We start from the raw sequence: 24,241 nt of genomic DNA, 5'->3' as shown, positions 1-24,241 counted from the left end.
GGGCGGCGCTGTCGCGACCGCGTGATCCCGGACCGCGCGGGGTCGCGGACCGCCCGGCCGGGGCCACCGTGGTCACGGACATCGCGGCGACAGGTGTGACGGGGGTGACGCTGCTGACGTCAGCTGCCATGATGTGCCGATGCACGCGACTCAGGGGAGAAGCGCGGGACTGGGCCTCGCCCTGGTCTCGGCGTTCGCATTCGGTGGCTCGGGGGTCGCGGCCAAACCGCTGATCGAGGCCGGTCTCGATCCGCTGCACGTGGTGTGGCTCCGGGTGGCCGGTGCCGCCCTGGTCATGCTGCCGGTCGCCTGGCGGCACCGGAACCTGGTACGCGAACGGCCCGCGCTGCTCGCCGGATTCGGGCTGTTCGCCGTCGCGGGGGTGCAGGCCTGTTACTTCGCCGCGATCTCCCGTATCCCCGTCGGGGTCGCCCTCCTTGTCGAGTACCTCGCGCCCGCCCTGGTGCTCGGCTGGGTGCGCTTCGTGCAGCGCCGGCCCGTCACCCGGGCCGCCGCCGTCGGGGTGGTGCTGGCGGTGGGCGGCCTCGCCTGTGTCGTCGAGGTGTGGGCGGGGCTCGGCTTCGACGCCTTCGGGCTGCTGCTCGCCCTGGGCGCGGCCTGCTGCCAGGTCGGCTACTTCGTCCTGTCCGACCAGGGGAGCCGGGGCCAGGAAGCGGACGGCCCCGGCGCCGAGCAGGCCGAACCGCCCCACCCGGTCGGCGTGATCGCGTACGGGCTGCTGGGCGGCGCGCTCGTCCTGACCGTCGTCGCCAGGCCGTGGGGCATGGACTGGGGGATCCTCGGCGCGCATGCCGCCATGAACGGCCACGCCGTGCCGGCCTGGCTGCTGCTCGGCTGGATCGTCCTGCTCGCCACCGTCCTCGCCTACCTCACCGGTGTGGTCTCCGTGCGGTTGCTGTCGCCGCAGGTGGCGGGGGTCGTCGCCTGCCTGGAGGCGGTCATCGCCACCGTGCTCGCCTGGGTGCTGCTCGGTGAACACCTCTCCGCGCCCCAACTCGTCGGCGGCACGGTGGTGCTGGCCGGGGCCTTCATCGCGCAGTCGTCCGCGCCCCGGCCGCCGTCCGGTCCGGTGGCGTCCGGTCCTGGCGCGCCCGGCCTCCCCGAGGGGGAGAGCGCGGACGGGGACGTGTCCACAGGGGCCGGCGGCGGGTTGTCCGGGCGACCGGCCGCACCATAGGGTGGCGATCATGCAGCGCACCGTCCTTCCGCCGCCGTCCGTCTAGTCCGCGGCGGCCACTCCTGACGAAGACCGGGCCCGGGTGTCTCCCGGGCGGTCCGTCGCTGCCCGCACGCGGATCCGAGCGACCACCACCCCCTCTTCGTGCGGAGAACTCCCGTGTCCCACCCTGTTTCCGGCCTGCCCGTCGGGCGGAGCCTGTTCTATCTCGTCGTCGCCGGTGTCGCCTGGGGTACGGCGGGCGCCGCCGCCTCGCTGCTCTACCGGGTCAGTGACCTCGGCCCGCTGGCGCTGTCCTTCTGGCGGTGCGCGGGCGGACTGGTCCTGCTGGCCGGTGCGCTCGCGCTGCGGCCCCGCCGTCCCCGTACCCCCGAGTCCGGCCGTCGCCGGCTGCTGCGCGTCCTGGGCACCGGCCTCGGGCTCACCGTGTTCCAGAGCGCGTACTTCGCGGCGGTCGAGGCGACCGGGCTGGCCGTGGGAACCGTCGTCACCCTGGGGGCCGGGCCCGTCCTCATCGCGGTGGGCGCCCGGCTGACCCTGGGGGAGCGCCTGGGCGCGGGCGGGGTGGCCGCCGTGGCCGGTGCGCTCGCCGGGCTCGGGGTGCTGGTGCTGGGCGGCGGGGCGGCCGAGGTGCGGCCGGCCGGTGTGCTGCTGGCCCTGCTGTCCGCCTCCGGCTACGCGGCGATCACCCTGCTCACCCGGTGGCTGGGCCGCGACGGCACGTCCGGTGACGCCCTCGCCACCAGCGCCTGGGCCTTCGGGATCGGCGCCGTGGGACTGCTGCCCCTGGCGCTGGCCGAAGGGCTCGTGCCGCACACCGACGCGCCCGCTCAGGTGGGATGGCTGATGGTCTACGTGGCCGCGGTGCCGACGGCCCTCGCGTACGCCCTCTACTTCGCGGGCGCCGCGGTCGTCCGGTCCGCCACCGTCTCCGTGATCATGCTGCTGGAGCCGGTGAGCGCGGCGGTCATCGCGGTGACCGTCCTGGGGGAGCGGCTCACGGCGGCCATGGCCGTCGGCACGCTGGTGCTGCTCGCCGCGGTGGCGGGACTGGCCTTCGCCGAGACACGCGAGGCGGCCGCCGCACGCCGGGAGCGCGCGGCCGTGCCGGTCTGATCCCTCAGTGCGGGGTCAGGTAGTCCGGGACGGGGACCGCCGGGTCCAGGTCGTCGGAGGGGACCGGCGCGCCGTGTCCACGGGTCAGCGGCAGCACGCCCGCCCAGTACGGCAGCGCCAGGTCCGACGGCTCGTCGCCGGGCCCTCCGGTGCGTACCTTCGCGGAGACCTCGTCCAGGTCGAGCCGGAGGACCGCGGTCGCGGCCAGTTCCCTGGCGTCGGCCGGGCGGGAGTCCCGGGACCTGCCGGGGACCGCCTGGTCGACGATCGCGTCCAGCGCGACGCGCCGCTCCTCGGGATCGGTCACCGGGAGCGCGGTGCCGTGGACCACCACACAGCGGTAGTTGACCGAGTGGTGGAAGGCGGAGCGGGCCAGCACCAGGCCGTCGACATGGGTGACCGTCAGACACACCGGCAGTCCCGGGGTGCCCGCCCCCGCCTCGCGCAGCGGCCGGGAGCCGGTGGAGCCGTGTACGTACAGCCGCTGGCCGATCCTGCCGAAGAGCGTGGGGAGGACGACGGGGGCGCCGTCGCGTACGAAGCCCAGATGGCAGACGTAGGCCTCGTCCAGCACCGAGTGGACCAACTCCCTGTCGTACGACGCGCGTTCCCGGCCCCGGGTCGGGACGGTGCGCGCGGTCGGGGTGTAGGAGGCGGTGGTCTCCTGGCCGTCTCCGGTGGATGGCGCGGTCTCCGGCATTGCGTACCCCCATTGCACTAGTGCATAATGTCGTTTGTGCTAGGAGAGTACCGGATCAGTGGGCGGCGTGCATCCGAGATCGCCGCGAGCGTAGAGGACGGGGTCGGCTCCGGAGAGCTGACGCCCGGTCAGGTACTGCCCCCGATGCGGGAGTTGGCCGTACGGCTGGGGGTCAACCCCAATACGGTGGCCGCCGCGTACCGGACGCTCCGGGAGCGCGGGGTCATCGAGACGGCGGGGCGCAGGGGGAGCAGGGTGCGCACGCGACCCGCGAGCACGGCGCGCGGCTCGCTGCGGGTCGAGGCGCCGCCCGGCGTACGCGACCTCGGCGACGGCAACCCCGACCCCGCGCTGCTGCCCCCTCTCGGTGAGGCGCTGGCCTCGGCGGCGCGGGAGCACGGTCTCCGGCCCGCCGTGTACGGGGACGAGGCGGTCCTGCCCGAGCTCGCCCGGTTCGCCCGCGCGGAGCTGGACGCGGACGGCGTCCCCGCCGGACCGGTCGCCGTGACCTCCGGCTCCCTCGATGCGATCGAGCGGGTGCTGTCGGCCCACCTCAGGCCGGGTGACACGGTCGCCGTGGAGGACCCCGGCTGGGGTGCCCTGCTGGACCTCGTCCCCGCCCTCGGGCTGCGCACCGCGCCCGTCGCGCTGGACGAGGACGGCCCGCTGCCCGCCGAGGTGGAACGCGTCCTGGCGGCCGGGGCCAGGGCGCTCGTGGTCACCGGCAGGGCGCAGAACCCGACGGGAGCGGCCGTGGGGGCGAAACGGGCCGCGGAGCTGAGGTCGGTGCTCGCCCGGCACCCCGGCGTCCTCCTGATCGAGGACGACCACGGTCACGCCATCGTCGACACCCCGCCGCACCCCCTCGGGGGTGTCACCACGCACTGGGCCCTCGTCCGGTCCGCCGCCAAGGGCTACGGGCCGGACCTGCGGCTCGCCGTGCTCACCGGGGACCCGCTCACCGTGGACCGGGTGACGGGGCGTCAGCGGCTCGGCCCCGGATGGGTCAGCCGCCTGCTCCAGCGGACCGTGACGCACCTGTGGACCTCGGGCGCCGTCGACGCGGCCGTCGTCGCGCGGGCCTACGCCGAGCGCCGGGACGCGCTGGTGGCGGCTCTGGCCGAGCGCGGCGTGGCGGCGTACGGCAGGACCGGGATGAACGTCTGGGTGCCCGTCAGCGACGAGACCGGGGCCGTGACCCGGCTGCTGCGCGCGGGGTGGGCGGTGGCCCCGGGCGCGCGCTTCCGGCTGGCCTCACCGCCGGGGGTACGGCTGACCGTCTCGACGCTGATCGCCGCCGACATCGGGCCGCTGGCCGACGCGGTGGCGGACGCGGCGGGGCCGGCCCGTCCCGTCAGTCACGGCTGACCGGACGCGGCGTCCGCACCGCCTTCTGGGTGAGGGCGGCGCCCGCGAGGACCACCAGGGCGCCGACCGGGGTGTTCCAGCTCAGCCGTTCGCCGAGCAGGACCACTCCGGCGGCGGTGGCGATGACGGGGATGAGGTAGGTCACCATCTGCGCCGTGGTGGGCCCGACCTCCTGGACCAGGCCGTACTGGAGCAGGACGGCGAGCCCGGTCCCCAGCGCGCCCAGCGCCACCACCGCGAGCGTCGGCATCAGCGGGAAGTGGGTCGGGAAGGAGGTGAACAGCGGTGTGACCAGCGCCAGTTGCACGGTGCCCAGGAAGAGCTGACTGCCCGTCAGCGCGAGGGTGGAGGAGCCGGTGCCCGCCAGGGTGCGGCGGACGTAGATCCAGCCGACCGGATAACTCAACGAGGCCAGCAGGGCCATCGCCGTACCGCCGAGGTCCAGGCCGGAGAAGCCCTGCCAGGCGCCGAGCACCGTGAGGACCCCCAGGAAACCGAGCCCGAGCCCGGCGACCCGGCGCCGGGTCGGCCGGTCCTCGGAGAGCGCGACCATCGAGAGCGCCATGCCCCAGAGCGGAGACGTCGCGTTGCAGATCCCGGCGAGGGTGGACGGAATGGTCAGCTCGGCGTACGCGAACAGGGAGAACGGCAACGCGTTGAGGAGGAACGCGGCGACCAGGAGATGGCCCCAGGTGCGGACGGAACGCGGCAGCCGCTCACGGCGCACCGCCATCACGGCGCCGAGCACCGCCGTCCCGAACAGCAGCCGGCCGAGGGTGACCTGGAACGGCGCGTACCCGTCGGTGCCGACCTTGATGAGCAGGAAGCTGAATCCCCAGATGAGCGACAGTGCCACGAACCGCAGGCGCCAGTCCGTGAACCGGCCGCGCGCCGGTGGGGGCGCCGGGACCACGGGTGGGTGGGAGGCCGGGGTGACGGGCGGACCGGCCGGGGCCGGGGGCGGTGGAGGGATGCTCATGGGTCAACGATGACGGGCTCCTTTTCTTAGCACAAGTGAGACTTCGTTGCGTCGAGTGTGTAGCATCGCTTACATGTTGAATCTGGAGCGCCTGCGCACGCTGGACGCACTCGCCCGGCACGGATCGGTGAGCGGTGCCGCCGACGGGCTGCACGTCACCACCTCCGCGGTCTCCCAGCAGATGTCCAAACTGGAGCGCGAGGTGGGCCAGCAGCTCCTCGCGAGGAACGGCCGTGGCGTGCGTCTCACCGACGCCGGCCGGCTGCTCGCCGGCCATGCCGCCACGATCCTCTCGCAGGTGGCCCTGGCCCAGTCCGACATCGAGGCGCAGCGCGGCGAGGTCGTGGGCGAGGTCCGGCTCGCGGCCTTCCCGACCGCGGCCCGCGGGCTGTTCCCCGCCGCCCTCACCGCACTGCGCGCGGACCACCCCGAACTCAGACCGCGTACGGCCGAGCTGGAGCCGGAGGCCGGGATCCGGGCGGTGCTCAGGGGGGACGTGGACCTCGCCGTGGTGCTCGACTGGAGCAACAAGCGCCTGCCGGTTCCCGGTGGCCTGGCCACGGTGCGGCTGCTGGACGACGCGCCGGACATCGCCATGCCGGCCGGTCATCCGTTGGCGGACCGCGCGGAGGTCGGGCTGGAGGACTTCGCCGCCGACGACTGGGTGTCCTGGCCGGAGGGGGAGTTCTGCCACGACTGGCTGATGTTCACCCTGCGTTCGAAGGGCATCGAGCCGCGTATCGCCCATCTCGCGGGCGAGCACCACACCCAGCTCGCCCTCATCGCGGCCGGCTTCGGGGTCTGTGTCGCGCCCCGGCTGGGGCGTGGGCCGGTGCCGGACGGGGTGAGGCTGGTGCCCGTCCGGGAGACGATGCGCCGCCATGTCCACGCGGTCTGGCGTACGGACGCGGACCGGCGTCCTTCGGTCAGGGCGGCGGTCGACGCCCTGCGCGCCGCCGGCCGGGCCGTGCACGAACCGGCCGGAGCCGGTCCCGGAGCGCCCGCCCCGCGCTCCTGACTCGCGCGGACCGCCGGGACTCCGGACCGCCGGAGCCTCCGTCCGTGGCCGCCCCGGCACGGCGCGGTCGCGGCCCCGGGGCGGGTCACGCCGGGTGGGGCGGCCTCAGATGGGTGATCGCGAGGATGCCCTGATCGTCCTTGGGGCGCCCGTGGCTGTGCCGCTCCACGTCCTCGGCCAGGACCCGCAACAGCTGGCGGGGCTCCAGAAGGCGGTGGGTGAGGTGCGCGAGCCGCTGCTCGGGCTGGTAGAAGCGGCCCGCGGGGTCCCGTGCCTCGGTGACGCCGTCGGTGATGCACAGCAGCGTCGAGCCGGGCGGGAAGCGGAACCGGTCGATGGGGGCCGGTACGACGCCGAGGGTGGTCATCCCCAGCGGAGGGGCCTCCTGCGACGGACCGAGCGGCTGGACCCGCCCCCGGTGGTCCAGGAGCAAGGGGGACGGGTGCCCCCGGTTGAGCAGGGACACGGTCTGCGACGCGGAGTCGAACTCCACGAAGAGCGCGGTGGTGAACCCCTCGGCCTGTTCCAGACCCGCCCGGCGCTCGCCCTCGCGCTCCAGATGGCGGTCGAGCCAGGCGGCCAGCTCGGTCATGTCACGGGCGTAGTCCGCGTAGGACTGGAACGCGCCGACCATCACGGAGGCGGCCTGGACGGCAGCCATCCCCTTGCCCCGCACATCCCCGATCATCGCGCGCGTGCCGTGGCCGGTCTCCCGTACCGCGTAGAAGTCTCCCCCGATGAGGGCTTCGTCCTCGGCGGCGATGTAGGACGCGGCGATCTCCAGCCTGCCGATGCGGGCGGGCGGGGTCGGCAGTACGGCCTTCTGGGCGACTTCCGCGACGCGCTGGGCCCGTAAGGCACCCTCCTCGCGGCGCCGCATCATCCGGTGCAGGGCTACGGCCAGCACGGTGACGGCGGCGAGCGTCACCTGGTTCCCGATCCCGAGCCGCCATCCGAACGTGTGGTCGATGACGGCCAGGAAGGCGTGGACGATCATCGCCACCACGCCGACCCCGATGATGGTCCGGGTCCGGGTGAGGGGCGCCGCCGAGACCGGCGCCGCGGCCAGCAGGGGGGCGCTGCTGACGTCCGTCGGCGTCACGAGATCCGCGACCACGGCAATCACGATGACCGCCCACGGGATGACCTCTACGCCGCGCCGCCAAGACATAATGGACATGATGCCCGCATGTCACCAACGGTGACACTCGGCTCCTCGGGTGTCCCCGTCCGTCCTCCTCCGCTTCCGGCCGTCCGGCGCCCCCACCGGCGGCTCCCACCCGGCCCCCTTGGAGCACCGGGCGTGCCGCCGTGCGGCCCCGGGGCGGGGGCACGGCGGCACGCCCGGTGCGCCCGGCGCCCGGTCCGTCAGGAGGGTTCCGGGACCGGCGGGCCACTGGGGTGCGGGACGCCGGTGCGGGGCCCGGCCGCGTACTGGGCGGCCTGGGTCTCGAACATCGCGGCGTACCGCCCCCGGGCGGCCATCAGGGTGTCGTGGCTGCCGTGCTCCGCGAGCCGGCCACCGGCCAGGACGTAGATGGTGTCGGCGTGGCGGACCCCGGACATGCGGTGGGTGACCAGGACCACCGCCCGGTGCGGCCCGGCGAGCCCGCGGATGGCGTCGAACGCGGCGATCTCGGCCTCCGGATCGAGGGCCGAGGTCGGCTCGTCGACGATCAGCACACTGTCCGCGGCGCACGTCTCGGTACGCCAGTGGGTACGGGCCAGGCCGATCTTCTGCCATTCGCCGCCGGAGAGTTCACTGGCTCCCCGGAACATGCGTGCCAGCAGGCTCCGCAGCCCGTTCGGCAGTTTCGCCACCACCGGGGCGGCCCCGGCGTAGTCGACCGAGGGCTGGAGCTCCTCCAGCCCCGCCTCCCGCGCGGGACGGCCGATGCGGATGTTGAGGGCGGCGGTCACCGGCCAGCGCTGGAAGTCCTGGGTCAGCAGGGACACCCGGTCGAAGACCTGCGAGCGGTCGAGACCGGCCAGATCGGCACCGCCCCACCGCACGGTGCCGCTCTGCGGCAGCAGCAGACCGGCGAGGACCTTCATCAGGGTGCTCTTGCCCGAACCGTTCTCACCCACCACCGCGGTCACCGAACCCATGGGCAGCTCGACCGACACCCCGTCCAGGGCCGCCTCGTCGCGGTCCGGGTAGCGATAGGTGACCGTGTCGAGGACCACCCGGCCCACCCGTTCCGGCAGGGGGTGGCCGCCCGCCGGAACGGCCCGCCGCGCGGCCTCCGCCAGGAACCGGTCGTGGTCCTGCACGTAGAGGCTCTCCTCGTGCAGCTGGTTGACGTTCATGACCAGCGCGCCGAGACTCGCCGAACCCGCCCGCACGGCGATCACCGCCGTACCGGCCACGGCCAGGCCCATGTGCCCGGACAGGATCAGCCAGAGCATCACCCCGTACGTCCCGGCCATCGCCAGCCCGGACAGCGCGGCGGCCACCAGCTCCGTGAGCGCCTTGCCGTCGGCGAGCCGCTTCTGCTCGGCCTCCGCGCTCTCGGCCATGCCGCGGTACTTCGCCAGCAGGAACGCGCCCACGCCGTGGATCCGCACCTCCTGGGCCGCGTCCCGCTCGGTCAGCAGATGACCGATCAGACGGCTGGCCCGTACATGTTCGATCCAGTTCATCACCGACACGTACCGCTCCTGCGCCACCCGCATCGCGCCCCAGCCGCGCGGCGCCGCGATCAGCAGCAGCATCGGGAGCAGCGCCGGGTGCAGGACGGTCAGGATGCTCGCGGTGGCGAGCAGGGAGATCGTGCCGTTCAGCGCGGCCACACAGGCGCCGATCATGCGCCGGGCGGAGGCCGCGCCGTACTGGGCCACATCGATCAGACGGCGGAACTCCGGATCCTCGATCGCCTCCAGTTCGACGGCGGTGGCGGCCTCCAGGTACTCGGTCGTCGCGATCCGCTCGATCAGGGGCTCCAGGCGTCCGGCGCGGGACGTGGACAGGCCCGCGAGCCCGGCGTTCACCACCGCGACCAGGGCGCCCGCGACCAGCGCGGGCAGCGCGTCGTGCAGCCGGTCGGCGGCCGCGCCGGTCCCGAGCAGGGCGTGCATCACGGCGTTGACGGCCAGCAGACCGACGGCCGCCGCGATCCCCTGGCCGACCTCACCGGCCGCCACGGCCAGCAGGGCCGGGCGGTCGGCCGTCCACGCCCGGCGGAGCGTTCCGCCGACCAGCCGGGGCATGGACCGGATCGCCGAGAGCATCGTCAGGTCCAGCGGGGCACGCTCGTGTTCGGCCCAGCCCATGTCGTAGCGCAACGGCCCGCCGAACAGCTCCCGCTCGGCGGCGGAGACCACCGGTTCGACCATCCGGACCCGTCGTAAGTACCTCTTCACTCACTTGCCTCCTCGCGCGGTCCGCCTCACGGTGTGCCCGCCCGGCCGGTCGCCGGTCATGTCAATCCCGTTACGCGGAAGGGAACTTGGCACGTCACGAAGACCAACGACGGGCCGGGTCCTTCGCACGCGGGGTGTTTCGGACGGAGCGGAATCCGTGGGACCACGCGAGGAGCGGCCTATGCGGGATGCACCGACCCTTGCGGGGTACGGGGGCGGGTCGCGGCGGCGATGGCCGAAACGCGGAGGACGTCCCGATGCCACTTTGAGGCGGGCCGTGGCCATGGGTGCGGCTCCGGTGCCCGGGGCGCCGCCGTCTTCCGTGAGGTGAGGGCGCCCGTGGGGCCGCGGTGTCAGGTCCGCGCCCCCACGGGCTGCTGGAGGGCCGCGCTCAGGCGGTGGTGGTGATGCGGGTGACCGCTTGCCGGGTCAGCGCGCGGGGGTGCGGTGCGCCGTTGTCCAGGGCCCGGTGCAGCGTGAGTCCCTCGATGAGCGCGTCGAGCTGGCGGGCGGTGCCGGGGTCGAAGTGCCGTTCCAGCAGGTGCCTGCTGCGGCGCATCCACGCCTGGGTCAGCTCCTGGTACTCGGGCCGCCGGGCGGCGAGGGTGTACAGCTCCTGGGTGAGGACGAGGTCCCGCCGGGGCCCCGCGGAGAGCGTGTGCACCAGGTCGGTGACGGCCTCGCGCGCCTGCTCGGGGCTCTCGGCGCGGAGCAGGTGCTCCTCGAACACGGCCACGATGTGGTCCGCGAACCGTGTGAAGGCCTCACGGAGCAGTGCGTCGATGCCGGTGAAGTGGTACGTCATCGAGCCGAGCGGGACGGCCGCCCGTGCGGCGATCTTGCGGTGGGAGACTCCCGCGACGCCCTCCTCGACGATGTGGTCGAGGGTGGCGGCGAGGATGCGCTCGCGCCGTTGCGGGTCGGTGCGTCCGGTGGCCATCGCCGGTCCGTCTCAGAGCGTGCGGATCGGCCGGGCGGGGTTGCCGACGGCGACGACGTTCGCGGGCACGTCCCTGGTGACCACCGAACCGGCGCCGATCACACTGTTGTCGCCGATGGTCACGCCGGGGCAGACGATGACGCCGCCGCCGAGCCAGACGTTGTCCCCGAGGGTGATGGGGAGGGCCGCCTCCAGCTTGTCGCGCCGGGGCTGCGGTTCCAAGGGGTGTGTGGGCGTGAGGAGTTGGACGTTCGGCCCGATCAGGCAGTCGTCGCCGACGGTGATCGCCGCGACGTCCAGCGCGGTGAGGTTGAAGTTGACGAAGGTGCGCGCGCCGAGCGTGATGTTGCTGCCGAGGTCGACCTGGAGCGGCGGCCGCACCTCGGCGTCCTCACCGAGGGAACCCAGCAGCTCCGCGAGGAGCGGCCTGGCGGCGGCGGGGTCCTCGACATAGGCGGCCTGGTAGCGGGCCGCGAGGCGCACCGCCTGGTGATGGCGGTCGGCGATCTCCGTGTCCGCGATGTAGAGATCGCCGGCCAGCATCCGTTCCAGGTTGGAGCGCGGGTCCTGCGCGAAGGGGTCCGTCGTCATGCCCGCCACCCTACCGCGAGAGTGTACGGACGTACGCTCGATGGTCCCCGGCCCGGAGCCGGGGGACACCGCGTGGGTGAGGAGGCCGCGTCATCCGGAGGCGAGCGCCGCCAGCCGTTCCGCGAGGACCGCCGCGAGCACCTTGGGCTGGTGCGTGACGAAGTAGTGCCCGCCCCCGGGTATCTCCGCCAGCTCGACGCTCTCCGCGAAGCGCTCCCAGGCGACGTAGTCCTGTTCGTACCCCTCGGTGGCGCTGTCCGCGTCACCGAGTACGGCGACGAGCGGGGTCGTCAAGCGTTTGTGGCGCCCCTTCCTTCCCTCGATGTGGAAGAGGAGGCCCTGCTCCATGTCGTGCCGGATCACGTCCAGGACGGACTGGAGGTGGGACTCGTCCAGCGCTCCCTCGAAGCCCCCGAGGGAGCGTATGTAGGCGTGCAGGGACTCGGTGCTCCATCCGGTGGCGCGTGCGAGCTGTTCCTCGGGGGCGGCCTCGGGCAGCGCGGCACCGATGTACAGGACCCCTGGCATCCGGCCCGCCCGCTCCAGCCGTTGGGCGACCGCCACGGCGAGAGCGGATCCGGCGCAGTGGCCGTACAGCCCGAACGGCCCGGTGACGGAACGGCCGATCTCGTCGGCGATCACGTCGGCACTGTCCTCCAGGCTCAGCAGGGTCTCCTGGGGCTGGGTCGGGTCGTGTCCGGGCAGGGCCGCCGCCCAGACCTCCGCCACCGGGGCCAGTTCGGCGGCGAGGCCCTGGTAGACCGCGGCGGTGCCTCCCCCGTGGGGTATGCAGACGAGGGCGGCGCCCGCGCCCTCCTCACGGGTCAGCCGCCGCAGGACGGGCTGCGGGCCCTCCGCTCGCTCCAGCTCCTGGACGCGGAGGGCGAGCCTTCCGGGTGTGGGGTTCTGGAACACGTCCAGGACGGACACCCCGTGCCCCAGTCCGCGCGCGAGACGTACGGCCTTGAAGGAGTCGCCGCCCACGTCGAAGAAGTCCGTCTCGGTGGAGATGCCGGCCACCCCCAGCGCGTGGGTGAACGCGTCCACGACGTCCTGTTCGAGCGGGGTCGCCGCAGCCGCGCCCTGTGACGCGGCGGCGTACACCGGCTCGGGCAGGGCGCGGTGGTCGAGCTTCCCGTTGGCGGTGAGGGGGATGTGGTCGATCACCATGACCGCCGCCGGGACCATGTGCGTCGGCAGACGCCGCGCGAGGCGCGCGCGGAGGCCGGCGGGGTCCGTGGCGGCCGGATCCTCCACCACCGCGTAGGCGATCAGCGAACGGTCGCCCACGAGGTCCCGGCGGACCACCACACGGCCGGCGGCCACCCCCGGGCAGGCGCGCAACGCCGCCTCCACCTCGCCCAGTTCGATCCGGTACCCACGGATCTTCACCTGGTCGTCGGCGCGTCCCGCGTAGCGGAGCAGGCCGTCCGGCTGCCTGCGGCCGAGGTCCCCGGACCTGTACATCCGGGATCCTGGCGGCCCGAACGGGTCGGCGACGAACCGGGAGGAGGTGAGGCCCGCCCGGCCCATGTACCCGCGGGCCTGCTGCTCACCGGCCACGTAGATCTCCGCCGTGACACCGGGGGGAACCGGCCGCAGGTCCTCGTCCAGCAGATAGAGGGCGAGGCCCGGCAGGCTCCGGCCGATCAGCTGCGGAGCCCGGGACGCGACGACGGAACGGTCCAGCGCCACATGGCTCGCGTGGACCGTGGTCTCCGTGATCCCGTACATGTTCACCAGGACGGGAGCGTCGTCGGCGTGCCGCCCGTACCACTCGTCGAGCCGGTCGAGGTCGAGCGCCTCGCCGCCGAAGACCACGTAGCGCAGGGCCGTCCGGCGTCCGGTGCGCACGTCTTCCGCGTCCGAGCGCAGCAGTTGGTAGAACGCCGAGGGCGTCTGGCTGAGGACGGTGACACGCTCCGCCGCCAGGAGCCGCAGGAGTTCGTCCGGCGAACGCCTCGTGGCGGCGGGGACCATGACGAGGCGGCCGCCGTGCAGCAGCGGCCCCCACAGCTCCCATACCGAGAAGTCGAAGGAGTACGAGTGGGCCATCGTCCACACGTCGTCCGCCCGGAAGCCGAAGAGTTCCCGGCAGGCATCGAAGAGGGACAGGACGTTCCCGTGCGGGACGACCACTCCCTTGGGCCGCCCCGTGGACCCCGACGTGTAGATCACATAGGCGGCGTTGTCCCGGAGCAACGGGCGCGTCCGCTCGTCGGGCCGTATGTCGTCCGACGTGTACGCGGCGGAGGATTCCCCGGTGGCACCGGCGTCGACGAGGACCGGGCGGACGCCCGTCGAGGGGAGCCGGGGCGCCACCGAGGCCTCGGTGAGCACCAGCAGGGGCTCCGCGTCCCGGAGCAGGAAACCGATCCGGTCCTCGGGGTAGTCGGGATCGACGGGCAGGTAGGCGGCACCCGATTTGAGGACCGCCAGAAGTGCCACCACGAGCGTGATCTCCTGCGGCAGCGAGACCGCGACCAACCGCTCCGGCCCCGCGCCCTCCTGGACGAGGAGCCGCGCCAGCCGGTTCGCCCGCGCGTTCAGCTCTCCGTAGGTCAGGCTCGACGTGCCGCACGTCACGGCCGTGGAGTCCGGACTCCGGGCGGCCCGCGCCTCGAACGCCTCCACGAGCGTGCGCGGCCTCTCCTTCTCCGCCACCGGCCGGCGCGGACGGATCCCCAGGAATTCCCGGCGTTCCGTGGCACTGAGCAACCCGATACGGCCGAGGGGCTGTTCGGGCCTCTTCAACGCCTGGCGCAGGAACGCCTCGAACCTCTCCCGGTGCCCCTTGAGATCCTCTTCCCCGTAGAGGGCCGCGTTCGCGTCGAGGGTGAAGGTGAGGCTTTCCGGCCTCTCGTAGACCCCCACCATCAGGTCTTCGATCGGACCGGGTGTGAGATTGTGATGCTCGGCCGGACACCCGTCGAAGGTCACTTCGGAGGCGAACGAAAGGGTGTTGGCGATGGGGCCGAAGACGCGCGCGTTTCCGTTCTTCTCGCGCATCTCGCGACGTAATTCCTCGAAGCGGTACCGCCGGTGGGGACGGTTCTCCCTGACCTTCTCGGCGACCTGCTCCGACAACGCGCCGAAACTCGTGGAACGGGACGTACGCAGACGGAGCGGCAGCACGTTGGAGACCATGCCGGGTGTGGTCGCGGCGGCGGGTGTGTGACGGTTGGAGACCGGCAGTCCCAGCACGGTGTCCGCCGAGCCGGTGAGCCGGCCGACGTACGCGCCGAACGCGGCGATCACCGCGCGCGACCAGTGCACGCCCTGGAGCCTGGAGAACGCGCGGAGCCCCTCCGCCAGTTCCGTGTCGGCGCGCCAGGACTCCCTGACGGGAACACCGGCCGCAAGCGCCGACTCGTCGGTGAGGCTGGAGACGTGGTCGATGCCCTCGAACTGTCCCAGCCAGTACCGGCGGTCGTCTGCGTACTCCGCCGACGCGCGGTAGGCCCGCTCCTCCTCGACGAGGGGGAGCAGGCCGCCGAACGGGGTGGCGGGCACCGGCCGGCCGGTGGCCAGGGCGGTGTAGACGTCGGCCGCGCGGCGGACGAGGAGCTGTGAGCTGACGCCGTCGGCCACCAGGTGGTGGATCTGCCAGAACCACAGGTGACGTTCCGGGGAGAGACGGAGAACGGTATGGCGCTGGATGCCCCCCAGAGCCGGGTCCAGCGGGGCGGCACGCCTCTCCCGCATCCACCGGTGTGCCGCCGTCCAGGGTCCGCCCTCGCCGCCGAGGGTGATCACGGGCACGTCGAGGGCGGCGCGGGTGTCCACGCGCTGCCACGGTCCCTCCGCGTCCTCACCGCAGGACACGGACAGCGCCTCCGCCTCCCGCACCGTGCGGCGAATCGCCTCTCTCAGCAGATCGGGGACGACCGGTCCGGTGATGTCCAGGAATTCCGTGAAGGAGTGGGCGGCCTTGGAATGATCCAGCTGCTGGCCGTACCAGATTCCGGCCTGCCCTTCGGTCAGGGGAATCCTGGATGTGAACCGGTGCGCCATGATGAAAAACTCCAGATTTCGCGGACGGGCCGGCTGCGGAAAGCTTCGGCGAACCGGTCGGTGCGGCGGTCTTCGTCCGACGGGATCGGTCGGCACAGACAGCAGGAGATTATCAACGGAATCCTGGGCGCTACAACGTTCGATGTGCCCCTGTGTTTGTGAGGAACGCATGCGAAACACATGACTGATAAAGGCTGCTGGTGGCGCGGAATTCGATGGTTCCGCCCGTGTCGCGGAGGTCCGCAGTGGGGGTGAGCGCCGTCGAAGTGGCGTATCCGCGCCATTGCGGCCGTAATACGCCGTCACGAACGCGAGGTCGGCGATCCGCCGTGAGGTCAGGCCCGGAAGGCAGGCGACCGGGCGGCCGTCTTCCGGACGGCCGCGGTGGCACATCGTGCGTCAAGGGGCTCGGCCCCGGGGCGCGTCGTCAGTGCCGCACGAGACAGAACGGATGCCCCGCCGGATCGGCGAAGACGCGCCAACTCCGCTTTCCGTCCCCCTCGTCGAGCACCGTCGCCCCCTGCTCCACGACGTCCTCGTGGGCACGTTCCAGGTCCGCGACCTCCAGGTCGAGGTGGAACTGCTGGGGGCGGGCGGGGTCCGGCCACCGGGGCGGCCGATGGTCCTCCACCCGTTGGAAGGCCAGCACGAGCCCGCCCTCGACGTGGAGCGTCGCCCAGCCCTCGTCCAGCGACCACCGCGGATCCGGCCGGTTCACCTCGCCGCCGAGGAGCGACCGGTAGAACCGGGACAGCTCCACGGGGTTCGAACAGTCCAGCACCACACACTGCAGCCTGGCGATCATGAGGCGGAGGCGGACGGTACGAGGGCGGGCGGAAGTTGCCTCGCGCGAGCGTCCTCGGCGGCCGGTGCCCAGGAGCCGGTCCCGGCTCGGCCTCCGGCCCGGCCGGTCTCGGGCACGTCCAGGACCGCGCACCGGAGGGCCGCAAGTCCCTCCGGATCACGGCGGTCGGCGGCCGACTCGGTGAACCCGCTCGTCATGTCTCTCCTCAGGGCTGCCCCGCGGTGCCCCGTCACGACCGTGCGAGGTGGGGGCCGGACCGTGTCGCACAGTACCGGCCGGGGGTGGGGCCGCCCAGCGAATTGCGGCGGGCGGGCTGCCCTCAGACGGTGGTCAGGGGTTCGGCCGGGCTGAGGTGGTCCAGGGCGGTCTCTTCGCAGTGGGGCGCGAGCAGACTCCCCAGGTCCTCCGCCGCGGCCGCCAGGAGATGGCCGTCACGGGTGGCGTGGAGGGTTTCGAGGACGAAGACCACATGGCCGGAGTCCTCGGTGACGCGGGTGCGGTGGGCGTCGCGGTGGTTCCAGTGGCGGGTCAGGACGCCCGTGGTGTCCGCGTAGACGATCTCGCCGGGCTTGGGGTTCTCGACCGTGCCGGGCTCCCCGAGCGGGGTGAAGGTCTCGGTGCCGTCCGCGCGGCGGATGTGGACACCGCCGGTGACGTGGTCCAGGTCGAAGGCGCCGGCGGGCAGGCCGTACCGCACGGAGACGGCGTTGTACGCGTCGACGGCCGGGTTGACGCGCGGCAGCGTCCCCTTCTTCGCGAAACGGCGGCCGAGCGCGTCCACGCTGGGACGGACGCGGCGGGGGTTGGTCCCGAAGGAGCGGTACGCGGTGTGCCAGGCCTCGATGAGGGGGTCGGTCTCGTCGGCGGGCCGCCAGGTCCCGTCCGCGAGCCGCCGCTCCAGGTCGTCCCGGACCGCGACGGTCCGGGGCCAGGGGCCGTGGCCGCGCAGGCCGTTGGCGGTGACCAGGGCGATGCGGGTGTCGGGGAAGGCGTCCGCGACGGCGGGGGCGAGGTGGAAGTCGGTCATGGCGAGGGCTCCGTTTCGTGTGGGTGCCGGGGGAGTTCGTGGTGTGGGGGAGATGGGCCGGGGGCGGCGGGCTCGGTCAGGTCAGGGCGAGGAGGCTGACCGCGACGGCGGCGGTGCCCAGGCCCGCGATCTGGCCGGGGCGGACGCGTTCGCCGAGCACGCCGCGGGCGAGCAGGACCGTACCCGCCGGGTAGAGGGCGGTGATCACGGCGACGACGGACAGGTCACCGCCGCGCGCGGCGAGCAGGAACAGCAGGTTCGCCAGGGAGTCCAGCACACCCGCCGCCGCCGACATCGCGTAGGCGGGACGTTCGGGTCCGAGCCCGCGGCGCAGCAGCACCGCCACGCTCAGGGTGAGGGCCGAGGAGACCGCCCGGCCCGCGATCAGCGGGGCCACACCGCTGTCGGAGGGTGCCTGGTGGAGAAGGATCAGCTGGAGGGCGATGGCGCCGCCCGCCCCTGAGGCCAGCAGCAGAGCGGTACGGGAAGGCCGTGCCGGACCGGCGCCGTGCCCGGCGCTGACCAGGACCACCGCCACCAGCGCGAGCGGCAGGCCCACCAGCCCGGCGGCGCCCAGACGCTCGCCTTGCAGCAGTCCCGCGGTGACGGGCAGCGCGGCGGACACCAGGGCGGTCACGGGCGACAGCACGTTCATCGGGCCGATCGCCAGGGTGCGGTAGAGCAGGGCGAACGCGGCGGCAGAGGCGACCCCGGACGCGGCACCCCAGCCGAGGGCGCCGGCGTCGAACGAGGCGCCGAGCAGCGGCCAGAGCAGCAGCTCGGCCGCGAGACCGGCCGGGGCCGCGATCATCACCGTGCGCAGCACATGAGCCTTGCGGGCGCCGAGTCCGCCGAGGAAGTCGGCGCATCCGTAGGCGAGTGAGCTGCCCAGGGCCAGGAGCGGAGCGAGCACGGGACATCCCCTAGAATCTCGGTAGAACGACTGAACCGTACAACGGATCGACCGCTACTTGTCAACCAAACGACCGCACGGTGCATTCCAGTGGTCCACTCGCGAGGATGTGATCGGATGGCCGAGACGGCCTCAGCCCTGAGGACACTCGCCCACAACGTCAGGGCGGCCCGCACGCGGGCCGGACTGTCCCTGGACGAGCTCGGCCGACGTGCCCAGGTCAGCAAGGGCGCGTTGGTGGGACTGGAGAAAGCCCAGGGCAACCCCAACTTCGCCACCCTCGTCCGGCTGGCCGACACCCTCGGCGTCTCGGTGTCCGCGCTGCTGGAGGGACCGGCCGAAGGCCGCGTCCGCGTCGTGACCGCCGACGCCGTGCCTCCCCTGTGGACGGGGGAGCGGGGCAGCGAGGCACGGCTCATGCTGACGACCTCGGGCGGGGCCCCGGCCGAGGTCTGGCGCTGGCGCCTGGAGCCCGGCGAGGAGTACCCCAGCCACCCCCACCAGGCCGGGGTCGTGGAGACCGTCAGCGTCACCTCCGGCCGGATGACCCTGGTCGTCGACGGCACCGAGCACCCCGTCGAAGCCGGGCAGACCGCCGCCTTCGACGGCGACGTGCCGCACGCCTACCGTGGCTCCGGCGCGGACACCTGCCACCTGGTCATGACCGTCCACCTGCCGCCCGGACCCGCCCCCACCGCCTGACCGTCCGCCCTCCACCGCCCGGCCGCCCCGCTCCGCCCCGCCGCCGGATCAGATCACGCGGAACAGGTCGGCTGCGGCGTGTACGTCGGTGAAGTCGTCCACGGAGCGGAGGTTGTCGCACAGCGCCTCCAGGACGGAGCCGGCTCCGGCGGCGAGCGGGGCGCCGACGGCCACGCCGAAGACACGGAACCCCAGCCGGCGCTTGGCCTCGTTCCAGCCGCGCGTCCACTCCTCGGTGACGCCGCACTCGTCATCGGTGATCATCACGATGTCGCCGTGCGCACGGGCGGCGTCGGCGAACTCGGCCTCCAGCACGCCGGCGGCCTCCGACAGCGGCCTCTGGTAGCTGGTGCCGCCGCCGAGGAAGGTCTCCGCGAAGTCGAGGACCTGGGCGATGTCCGCGGGCGAGCCGGCCGGGAAGCGGAAGACCTGGACCTTGTCGGCGGAGGAGAAGAGGATGCCGACGAAGTCCCGCTTCGCGTCCCGCGCCTGGTCCAGCAGCGCCAGGGCGCACGCCTTGGCCCACGCCTCACGGGTGACTCCGCCCGGTCCCGACTCGTACATGGAGTGTGAGGTGTCTACACACGCGACGACGGCGCCCCGGCCGGTGGCCCGCTCCCCCCGGGTGTCGTAGAGCATCAGCTCCCCGGCGGCGTAGCGGGCGGCGAACACGGCGCGCAGCGCGGGCAGTCCGAGGTTGGCCAGTTCGGAGGGGATGACGCGGGAGAGGTCGTCTCCGAGCGTGACGCCGACCAGCTCCCCGGTGGCGTTCTCCACCCTGCGGGCGCGTTCACCACGGGCCATCTGCCGGAAGCGCCCGATCAGTTCGGCCCACTCGGCGAGCCGGCTGGTGCGCAGCCGCTCGGCCAGCCGGGCGCGCCGGTCGAACGGCATCCGTTCCAGGTCGCCGGGGGCCACGCCCCACGCCCGCATCAGCGCCGCCTCCTCGCGCACGGCCTCGGCGGCCCTCGCCGCCGCCTTCCGCGCCCCGGAACGGATACCGGGGACCGCCGCCGCGAGTGCCTGCCTGGCGTCCTGGGCGGCCTGCCGGGCCGTTTCCTCGGCGGCCTCGACCGCCCTGCGTACGGTGTCGGCGGCGGGGGCCCGTACGGTGCCGTCCTCGGCCGCTCCGTCCGCGGCGCACCCCAGTGCCTCGCCCACGGTGTCGGCCGCGTCCTGGGCGGCCTGCCGGGCCCGTGTCGCCCGGTCGGCCCGGTCCTGGGCGTCGCGGCCGCTCTCCAGCATCCCGCGCAGCGCGGAGGCCTGGGCGAGTACGGCCATGGCGGCGGCGTAGGGGTCGCCGGCCGTCTCCCGGCGCAGCCCGGCGAACTCCGCCGATTCCGTCAGCGCGGCGATGACCTGGTGCGCGACCAGCCGGGAGGGGGCCATCTCCGCGCGCTCGCGCAGCTGCGGGGCCACCTTGTAGGCGGCCAGGAACGCGTCGGTGAGGAGGTCCGAGGCGTGCGCGTAGCGCTCGCCCAGTTCCCCGGCCAGCTCGCGCAGTCCGGCCGACTGCTCATAGGTGTCCTGCCAGGTGATGCGGTCGAACCGGTCCGTGACCACGGCCGTGGTGTGGCCGGGGGCCCCGGTGGAGCGGCCCGGCCAGGCGCCGGCCCGGCTCGCCGGCTCGTCCAGCATGTGCGGTGTCGTGTCCACGGTCCCGGCCGTCCGGTGCTCAGAGCTGGGCCCGCACCATGCTCGCGTCCACACCGAGGGCCTCGGTGAGAACACGGGCGCGGACGGCGCGTTGGCGGCCGGTGACCCGGTCGATGGCGGAGGTGGAGCGGCCGGCGCCGGCCGCCTCCTCGCGCAGCGTCTCCAGCCGCTTCCCGGCCGTGGCGAGCTTGCTGTGGGCGTTCTTGATGACCCACTCGCTCAGCGCCTCGCGTGACTGCCCGGCCATGGCGTCGAGTTGGGCCTCCAGCTCCTCGATGGTGTCGGCGAGGTCGAGCGCCTCCCTGGCGTCCGGGTTGACCAGGTGCAGCACCTCACGCTCGACGACCGGGCGTTCGGCGGGGGAGTCCCACAGCACATGCGTCAGCACGGACAGGTCGGTCTCGGCGACCGCGGGCCGGCCGTCGAGGTACGCGGACGCCTGGAGCAGCCCCACCGCCTGCCTCCAGCGGCGGTCGGAGGCGACGAGTTCCTTGCGGCGCAGGGCGGCGCGCAGCGTGCACACCGCGTCCACGATCGTGTCGGGGACGTCCACGGCCGGCACGTCCTCGGTCACCGCGTGCCGCAACTCCTCCAGCTCGACCGTGGTCCTGACCGGTGCCCGGGGGCGGCCGACGGCGGAGCGGACCAGCGCGGCGAAGTTCGAGGGGTCCGCCAGGTACCCGACCTCGATCCGTACCAGCAGCCGGTCGTAGATCGCGGCCGTGTCCTCTCCCGCGGGCAGTTCGTTGCTCGCCGTGATGGCCCCGATCAGAGGGCAGTGGATCGGCTCGCCACCGCTCTCGGGGTGGTAGATCCGTTCGTTGAGGTAGCCCAGCGTCTCGTTCAGCGCCGCCGTCGAGCACTTGAAGATCTCGTCGATGAAGGCGACGTGCGCGGTGGTGGCGCGGCCCTCGTAGATCTGGAGGTACTCGCCCCGGGCCAGCGCGGCGACGTCGATGGGGCCGAACATCCTCGTGGGCGCGGTGAACTTGGACAGGAGGATCTCCCAGTAGGCCGCCCCGGTGATCCTTCCCGTGAGCTCCCGGGCCATCTCGGACTTCGCCGTACCGGGCGGACCGAGGACCAGCGAGTGCTGCCCGGCCAGCAGTGCCACCACCAGCGTGCGCACCACGTCCGCCCGTTCGTAGAAGCGCCCCGACACCTCGTCGGTGATCGCCCGCAGCCGGGTGGCCGTGTCCTGCGCGCCCATGCTCAACTCCTTGCCTGTGGGACCCGTCGGGCCGAGAAGACGGACCTCCCCGAGGCCATGAGAGGTGACGGGCGGCCGAGGGTGACGGAGGTCGCGCCGGACCGCCCTCAGGAACGGCCCGGTGCCTGCCCGAGCACGATAGCGCGGGGAAAACGGCGTGGGCGACCCGCGTGGACGCGGCCCGCGCGGCGCGTCCACGCGGGTCGCGTACGGCCCTGCGGGGGCGCGCCCCACGGGCCGTACGGCCGTGCGCTGGTTCAGGCGGACGGGGCGCGGAAGTAGTGGCCCTCGTCGAGGTCGGCGACGAGCCCCGGCCGGGTGGGACGCCACCCCGTCAGCTCGCGGGTCAGCGCGCCGGAGGCGGGCTGGTCGGTGGAGAGCACCCTGGCCAGCCAGCCGAAGTGCCCGCCCGCGTCCTCGGGCGGTACGGAGACCACGGGCACGCCCAGGTGGCGGCCGATGACCTCGGCGATCTCCCGCAGGCGTACGCCCTCGTCGGCGACGGCGTGCAGCGTCGTACCCGCCGGGGCGTCCTCCAGCGCGACCCGGAACAGGTGCGCCGAGTCCAGGCGGTGGACCGCCGGCCACCGGTTGGACCCGTCGCCGTAGTGACCCGCCGCGCCCTTGTCCCGGGCGAGCTGGACCAGGGTCGCGACGAACCCCTTGTCGCCTTCTCCGTGGTTGGTCCGCGGCAGACGTACGACGGCCGCGCGCACCCCACGGGAGGCGAGCGAGAGCGTCCACTCGGCGGTGGCCATCCGGGTCGCCGGGCCGGCGACCGCCGGATCGCCCGCGGTGCCCGGCGGGATGTCGTGCCCGTCGCGCTCGGTCGCCGTCCTCCCCGGCACCACGGGGGTGCCCGACGCGATGACGAAGGGCTTGCCGGAGCCGCTCAGCGCCTCTCCCATCGCCTCGACGGCCCGCCGGTCCGCGTCGGCGGCGCCCTTGAAATCCCCACCCTCGAATGCGAGTTCGTGGTTGAACGCCAGGTGGATCACGCCGTCCGCCGCGGCGGACGCGGCACGCAGGGCGCCGAGGTCGTCGAGGCTGCCGCGGGTCACCTCGGCCCCGGCGGCGGTGAGGGCGTCGGCGGAGGCGTCCGAGCGGGCGAGCCCGACGACCTGATGGCCCGCGCCGACGAGATCGGGGACGACGGCCGAGCCGATCCAGCCGGACCCGCCGGTGACGAATACGCGCATGGGCATGACCTCCTCGTACCACTGTCCGCGCCGCCGGACGGGGTGACAACTCGGACGGTCGCCGCCGCCCTCCCGGCGCCGTTTCGGGCACCGCGGCCCCCGGACGGCGTCCTGGGGTGCCCGAACGGGCGGCGGCCGGATCCGGCCCGGGAGCGCTGTCGCGTCCTCCCGAGACGCCGCTGAACGCCCTGGTCGGCGCGTGTGCGGGAGGTGCGGGAGGCGCGGCGGGGAGCGGCCGGTGGCGCCGGGGCGGGCCGCCCGTATGGAGAAAGACTGGACGCGCGCTAGAGCCCTTCTGGAGTAAACAGGGAAGCCGGTTTCTTTACGCCTATGGTCCAGCCGTGAACCCCGGACAGGAGATACCCGAGGAGGCGCTGATGCTCGACCCGTTGACGGCGGACAGGCCCACATTGTCGACGCCTGGCGCCTCTCGGCGACCGGTCACCGAGCGGGTTCCCCTCGCCTTACTGGTGGCGTCGGATTCCCCGCGTACCGCGGGGGAGGACGCCGAGCACATCGAGACCCTCGCCGAGACGCGGACCCCCCTGCCACCCATCGTGGTGCACCGGCCGACGATGCGGATCGTCGACGGCCTGCACCGGGCGCAGGCGGCCGCGCTGCGGGGTGAGGAGACCATCGAGGTCCGGTACGTGGACGGCTCGGTCGAGGACGCCTTCGTCCTGGCCGTCCAGCTCAACGCCGCACACGGGTTGCCGCTGTCCCGCCGGGACCGGACGGCGGCGGCCGAGCGCATCATCGGCAGCCACCCCGACTGGTCGGACCGCCGGATCGCCGAGGTGACGGGCCTGGCTCCGGGCACGGTGGCGGCGCTGCGCAAGCGGTCAACCGTTCGGATCGAGCAGTTGAACACCCGGACCGGACGCGACGGGCGGTCCCGGCCGGTCAACAGCGCCGCCGGCCGGCGCCGGGCGAGCCAGGTGATCGCGGAACGCCCGGGTGCCTCGCTGCGCGAGATCGCCCAGGAGGCGGGCATCGCGCTGGCGACGGCCCGCGACGTCCGCCTGCGCGTCCGCGCGGGTGAGGACCCGGTTCCGGCCAGACTGCGGGAGGCGCCGGAGGCCGACGACGCCTCGCGGGGCGGGAGTCCGGTACGCAGACCCACCCCGGTGGACGGCGGCGGCCGGGCCGGCCGGACCCGGCCGGAGCCCTCGGTGATCACGGGCGCCGGACAGTTCGTCAACCTGCGCAAGGATCCCTCGCTGCGCTTCTCCGAAGCGGGCCGGATGCTCCTGCAACTCCTGTCCACGGGCGGGTTCGACGAGGAGCGGTGGAGCTGGCTGATGGACGCGGTACCCGCACACCGCTACACGGACGTCGCACGGGTCGCCCGGCAGTGCGGCGAGCAATGGCTCGCCTTCGCCGAGGAGTTGGAGGGGGGCGGTGGCATGCGCGCGCCCCGGGCCGTCTGAACGGCGGGCCCG

At 73.7% G+C, this 24,241-nt stretch carries 19 protein-coding genes; 6 read left to right on the top strand and 13 right to left on the bottom strand.

All coding sequences use genetic code 11. The annotated features are described in order from the left end of the window. Positions 1-139: 139 nt before the first annotated feature. Positions 140-1,198 (top strand): DMT family transporter, encoded by a 1,059-nt coding sequence (locus tag B9S64_RS03425; protein WP_103492810.1) that lies wholly within the window; start codon positions 140-142, stop codon positions 1,196-1,198. A 159-nt stretch (positions 1,199-1,357) separates the two neighbouring features. Beyond that, positions 1,358-2,314, top strand: coding sequence for a DMT family transporter (locus B9S64_RS03420; protein ID WP_103492809.1), 957 nt, complete (start codon positions 1,358-1,360; stop codon positions 2,312-2,314). Positions 2,315-2,318: 4 nt separating this feature from the next. Here B9S64_RS03420 and B9S64_RS03415 read toward each other — a convergent pair whose 3' ends face one another. After that, positions 2,319-3,014 carry a pyridoxamine 5'-phosphate oxidase family protein gene (locus B9S64_RS03415; RefSeq protein WP_103492808.1) on the bottom strand — a complete coding sequence of 232 codons (696 nt, stop codon included), beginning with the start codon at positions 3,012-3,014 and terminating at the stop codon, positions 2,319-2,321. A 36-nt stretch (positions 3,015-3,050) separates the two neighbouring features. On the opposite strand from B9S64_RS03415, the gene B9S64_RS03410 reads away from it, so the two are divergent. Further along, positions 3,051-4,382 carry an aminotransferase class I/II-fold pyridoxal phosphate-dependent enzyme gene (locus B9S64_RS03410; RefSeq protein ID WP_103492807.1) on the top strand — a complete coding sequence of 444 codons (1,332 nt, stop codon included), beginning with the start codon at positions 3,051-3,053 and terminating at the stop codon, positions 4,380-4,382. Here B9S64_RS03410 and B9S64_RS03405 read toward each other — a convergent pair. Next, on the bottom strand, positions 4,369-5,361 hold the full coding sequence (locus B9S64_RS03405) for a DMT family transporter (protein ID WP_103492806.1): 993 nt from the start codon (positions 5,359-5,361) through the stop codon (positions 4,369-4,371). The genes B9S64_RS03410 and B9S64_RS03405 overlap by 14 nt on opposite strands. Positions 5,362-5,434: 73 nt before the next feature. Between B9S64_RS03405 and B9S64_RS03400 the strand changes: the two genes are divergently transcribed. Next, entirely contained in the window at positions 5,435-6,379 is a 945-nt protein-coding gene (locus tag B9S64_RS03400; protein ID WP_103492805.1) for a LysR family transcriptional regulator, read from the top strand. 85 nt (positions 6,380-6,464) lie between these two features. On the opposite strand, the gene B9S64_RS03395 is transcribed toward B9S64_RS03400, so the two are convergent. From B9S64_RS03395 to B9S64_RS03355, 8 genes are all read right to left on the bottom strand, one after another. Further along, positions 6,465-7,550 (bottom strand): PP2C family protein-serine/threonine phosphatase, encoded by a 1,086-nt coding sequence (locus B9S64_RS03395; RefSeq protein WP_181012401.1) that lies wholly within the window; start codon positions 7,548-7,550, stop codon positions 6,465-6,467. Between the two features lie 197 nt (positions 7,551-7,747). Further along, positions 7,748-9,715 carry an ABC transporter ATP-binding protein gene (locus B9S64_RS03390; protein WP_103492803.1) on the bottom strand — a complete coding sequence of 656 codons (1,968 nt, stop codon included), beginning with the start codon at positions 9,713-9,715 and terminating at the stop codon, positions 7,748-7,750. A gap of 418 nt (positions 9,716-10,133) precedes the next feature. Next, the gene (locus B9S64_RS03385; protein WP_103492802.1) at positions 10,134-10,682 is read right to left on the bottom strand and encodes a TetR/AcrR family transcriptional regulator; all 549 of its coding nucleotides are present in this window, start codon (positions 10,680-10,682) and stop codon (positions 10,134-10,136) included. 12 nt (positions 10,683-10,694) lie between these two features. Next, complete coding sequence (locus B9S64_RS03380) at positions 10,695-11,273, bottom strand: sugar O-acetyltransferase (RefSeq protein ID WP_103492801.1); 579 nt, start codon at positions 11,271-11,273, stop codon at positions 10,695-10,697. 90 nt (positions 11,274-11,363) lie between these two features. Then, complete coding sequence (locus B9S64_RS03375; protein ID WP_181012400.1) at positions 11,364-15,287, bottom strand: non-ribosomal peptide synthetase; 3,924 nt, start codon at positions 15,285-15,287, stop codon at positions 11,364-11,366. A 427-nt stretch (positions 15,288-15,714) separates the two neighbouring features. Next, entirely contained in the window at positions 15,715-16,092 is a 378-nt protein-coding gene (locus B9S64_RS03370) for a VOC family protein (RefSeq protein ID WP_103492799.1), read from the bottom strand. A 319-nt stretch (positions 16,093-16,411) separates the two neighbouring features. Further along, entirely contained in the window at positions 16,412-17,119 is a 708-nt protein-coding gene (locus B9S64_RS03360) for a B3/4 domain-containing protein (protein WP_103492797.1), read from the bottom strand. Positions 17,120-17,195: 76 nt separating this feature from the next. Next, the gene (locus B9S64_RS03355; RefSeq protein ID WP_103492796.1) at positions 17,196-18,032 is read right to left on the bottom strand and encodes an EamA family transporter; all 837 of its coding nucleotides are present in this window, start codon (positions 18,030-18,032) and stop codon (positions 17,196-17,198) included. A gap of 117 nt (positions 18,033-18,149) precedes the next feature. On the opposite strand from B9S64_RS03355, the gene B9S64_RS03350 reads away from it, so the two are divergent. After that, positions 18,150-18,734, top strand: a complete 585-nt coding sequence (locus B9S64_RS03350; protein WP_103492795.1) for an XRE family transcriptional regulator — start codon at positions 18,150-18,152, stop codon at positions 18,732-18,734. A gap of 48 nt (positions 18,735-18,782) precedes the next feature. Here the strand turns inward: B9S64_RS03350 and B9S64_RS03345 are convergent, their stop codons facing one another. The 3 genes from B9S64_RS03345 to B9S64_RS03335 form a co-directional block, all read right to left on the bottom strand. Beyond that, the gene (locus tag B9S64_RS03345; RefSeq protein ID WP_103492794.1) at positions 18,783-20,372 is read right to left on the bottom strand and encodes a VWA domain-containing protein; all 1,590 of its coding nucleotides are present in this window, start codon (positions 20,370-20,372) and stop codon (positions 18,783-18,785) included. Between the two features lie 37 nt (positions 20,373-20,409). After that, a complete protein-coding gene (locus B9S64_RS03340) occupies positions 20,410-21,600 on the bottom strand; it encodes an AAA family ATPase (protein ID WP_103492793.1) in 1,191 nt (396 codons plus the stop codon). Positions 21,601-21,857: 257 nt separating this feature from the next. Next, positions 21,858-22,799, bottom strand: coding sequence for an SDR family oxidoreductase (locus B9S64_RS03335; protein ID WP_103492792.1), 942 nt, complete (start codon positions 22,797-22,799; stop codon positions 21,858-21,860). Positions 22,800-23,140: 341 nt separating this feature from the next. Between B9S64_RS03335 and B9S64_RS03330 the strand changes: the two genes are divergently transcribed. After that, on the top strand, positions 23,141-24,229 hold the full coding sequence (locus B9S64_RS03330) for a ParB/RepB/Spo0J family partition protein (RefSeq protein ID WP_258037982.1): 1,089 nt from the start codon (positions 23,141-23,143) through the stop codon (positions 24,227-24,229). Positions 24,230-24,241: the final 12 nt, after the last annotated feature.

It is taken from the genome of Streptomyces sp. SM18, assembly GCF_002910775.2.
In the GTDB taxonomy this organism is placed as follows: Bacteria; Actinomycetota; Actinomycetes; order Streptomycetales; family Streptomycetaceae; genus Streptomyces; species Streptomyces halstedii.
Note: the sequence above shows the minus strand (reverse complement) of the source record. Positions and strands in the feature narration are given on the sequence as shown.

Excerpts from the sequence above, each read along its gene's own strand:
- B9S64_RS03425 (WP_103492810.1), top strand. The coding sequence starts at position 140 with ATGCACGCGACTCAGGGGAGAAGCGCGGGACTGGGCCTCGCCCTGGTC.
- B9S64_RS03415 (WP_103492808.1), bottom strand. The coding sequence starts at position 3,014 with ATGCCGGAGACCGCGCCATCCACCGGAGACGGCCAGGAGACCACCGCC.
- B9S64_RS03405 (WP_103492806.1), bottom strand. The coding sequence starts at position 5,361 with ATGAGCATCCCTCCACCGCCCCCGGCCCCGGCCGGTCCGCCCGTCACC.
- B9S64_RS03400 (WP_103492805.1), top strand. The coding sequence starts at position 5,435 with ATGTTGAATCTGGAGCGCCTGCGCACGCTGGACGCACTCGCCCGGCAC.
- B9S64_RS03395 (WP_181012401.1), bottom strand. The coding sequence starts at position 7,550 with ATGTCTTGGCGGCGCGGCGTAGAGGTCATCCCGTGGGCGGTCATCGTG.
- B9S64_RS03390 (WP_103492803.1), bottom strand. The coding sequence starts at position 9,715 with ATGGTCGAACCGGTGGTCTCCGCCGCCGAGCGGGAGCTGTTCGGCGGG.
- B9S64_RS03385 (WP_103492802.1), bottom strand. The coding sequence starts at position 10,682 with ATGGCCACCGGACGCACCGACCCGCAACGGCGCGAGCGCATCCTCGCC.
- B9S64_RS03380 (WP_103492801.1), bottom strand. The coding sequence starts at position 11,273 with ATGACGACGGACCCCTTCGCGCAGGACCCGCGCTCCAACCTGGAACGG.
- B9S64_RS03375 (WP_181012400.1), bottom strand. The coding sequence starts at position 15,287 with ATGGCGCACCGGTTCACATCCAGGATTCCCCTGACCGAAGGGCAGGCC.
- B9S64_RS03370 (WP_103492799.1), bottom strand. The coding sequence starts at position 16,092 with ATGATCGCCAGGCTGCAGTGTGTGGTGCTGGACTGTTCGAACCCCGTG.
- B9S64_RS03360 (WP_103492797.1), bottom strand. The coding sequence starts at position 17,119 with ATGACCGACTTCCACCTCGCCCCCGCCGTCGCGGACGCCTTCCCCGAC.
- B9S64_RS03350 (WP_103492795.1), top strand. The coding sequence starts at position 18,150 with ATGGCCGAGACGGCCTCAGCCCTGAGGACACTCGCCCACAACGTCAGG.
- B9S64_RS03345 (WP_103492794.1), bottom strand. The coding sequence starts at position 20,372 with ATGCTGGACGAGCCGGCGAGCCGGGCCGGCGCCTGGCCGGGCCGCTCC.
- B9S64_RS03340 (WP_103492793.1), bottom strand. The coding sequence starts at position 21,600 with ATGGGCGCGCAGGACACGGCCACCCGGCTGCGGGCGATCACCGACGAG.
- B9S64_RS03335 (WP_103492792.1), bottom strand. The coding sequence starts at position 22,799 with ATGCGCGTATTCGTCACCGGCGGGTCCGGCTGGATCGGCTCGGCCGTC.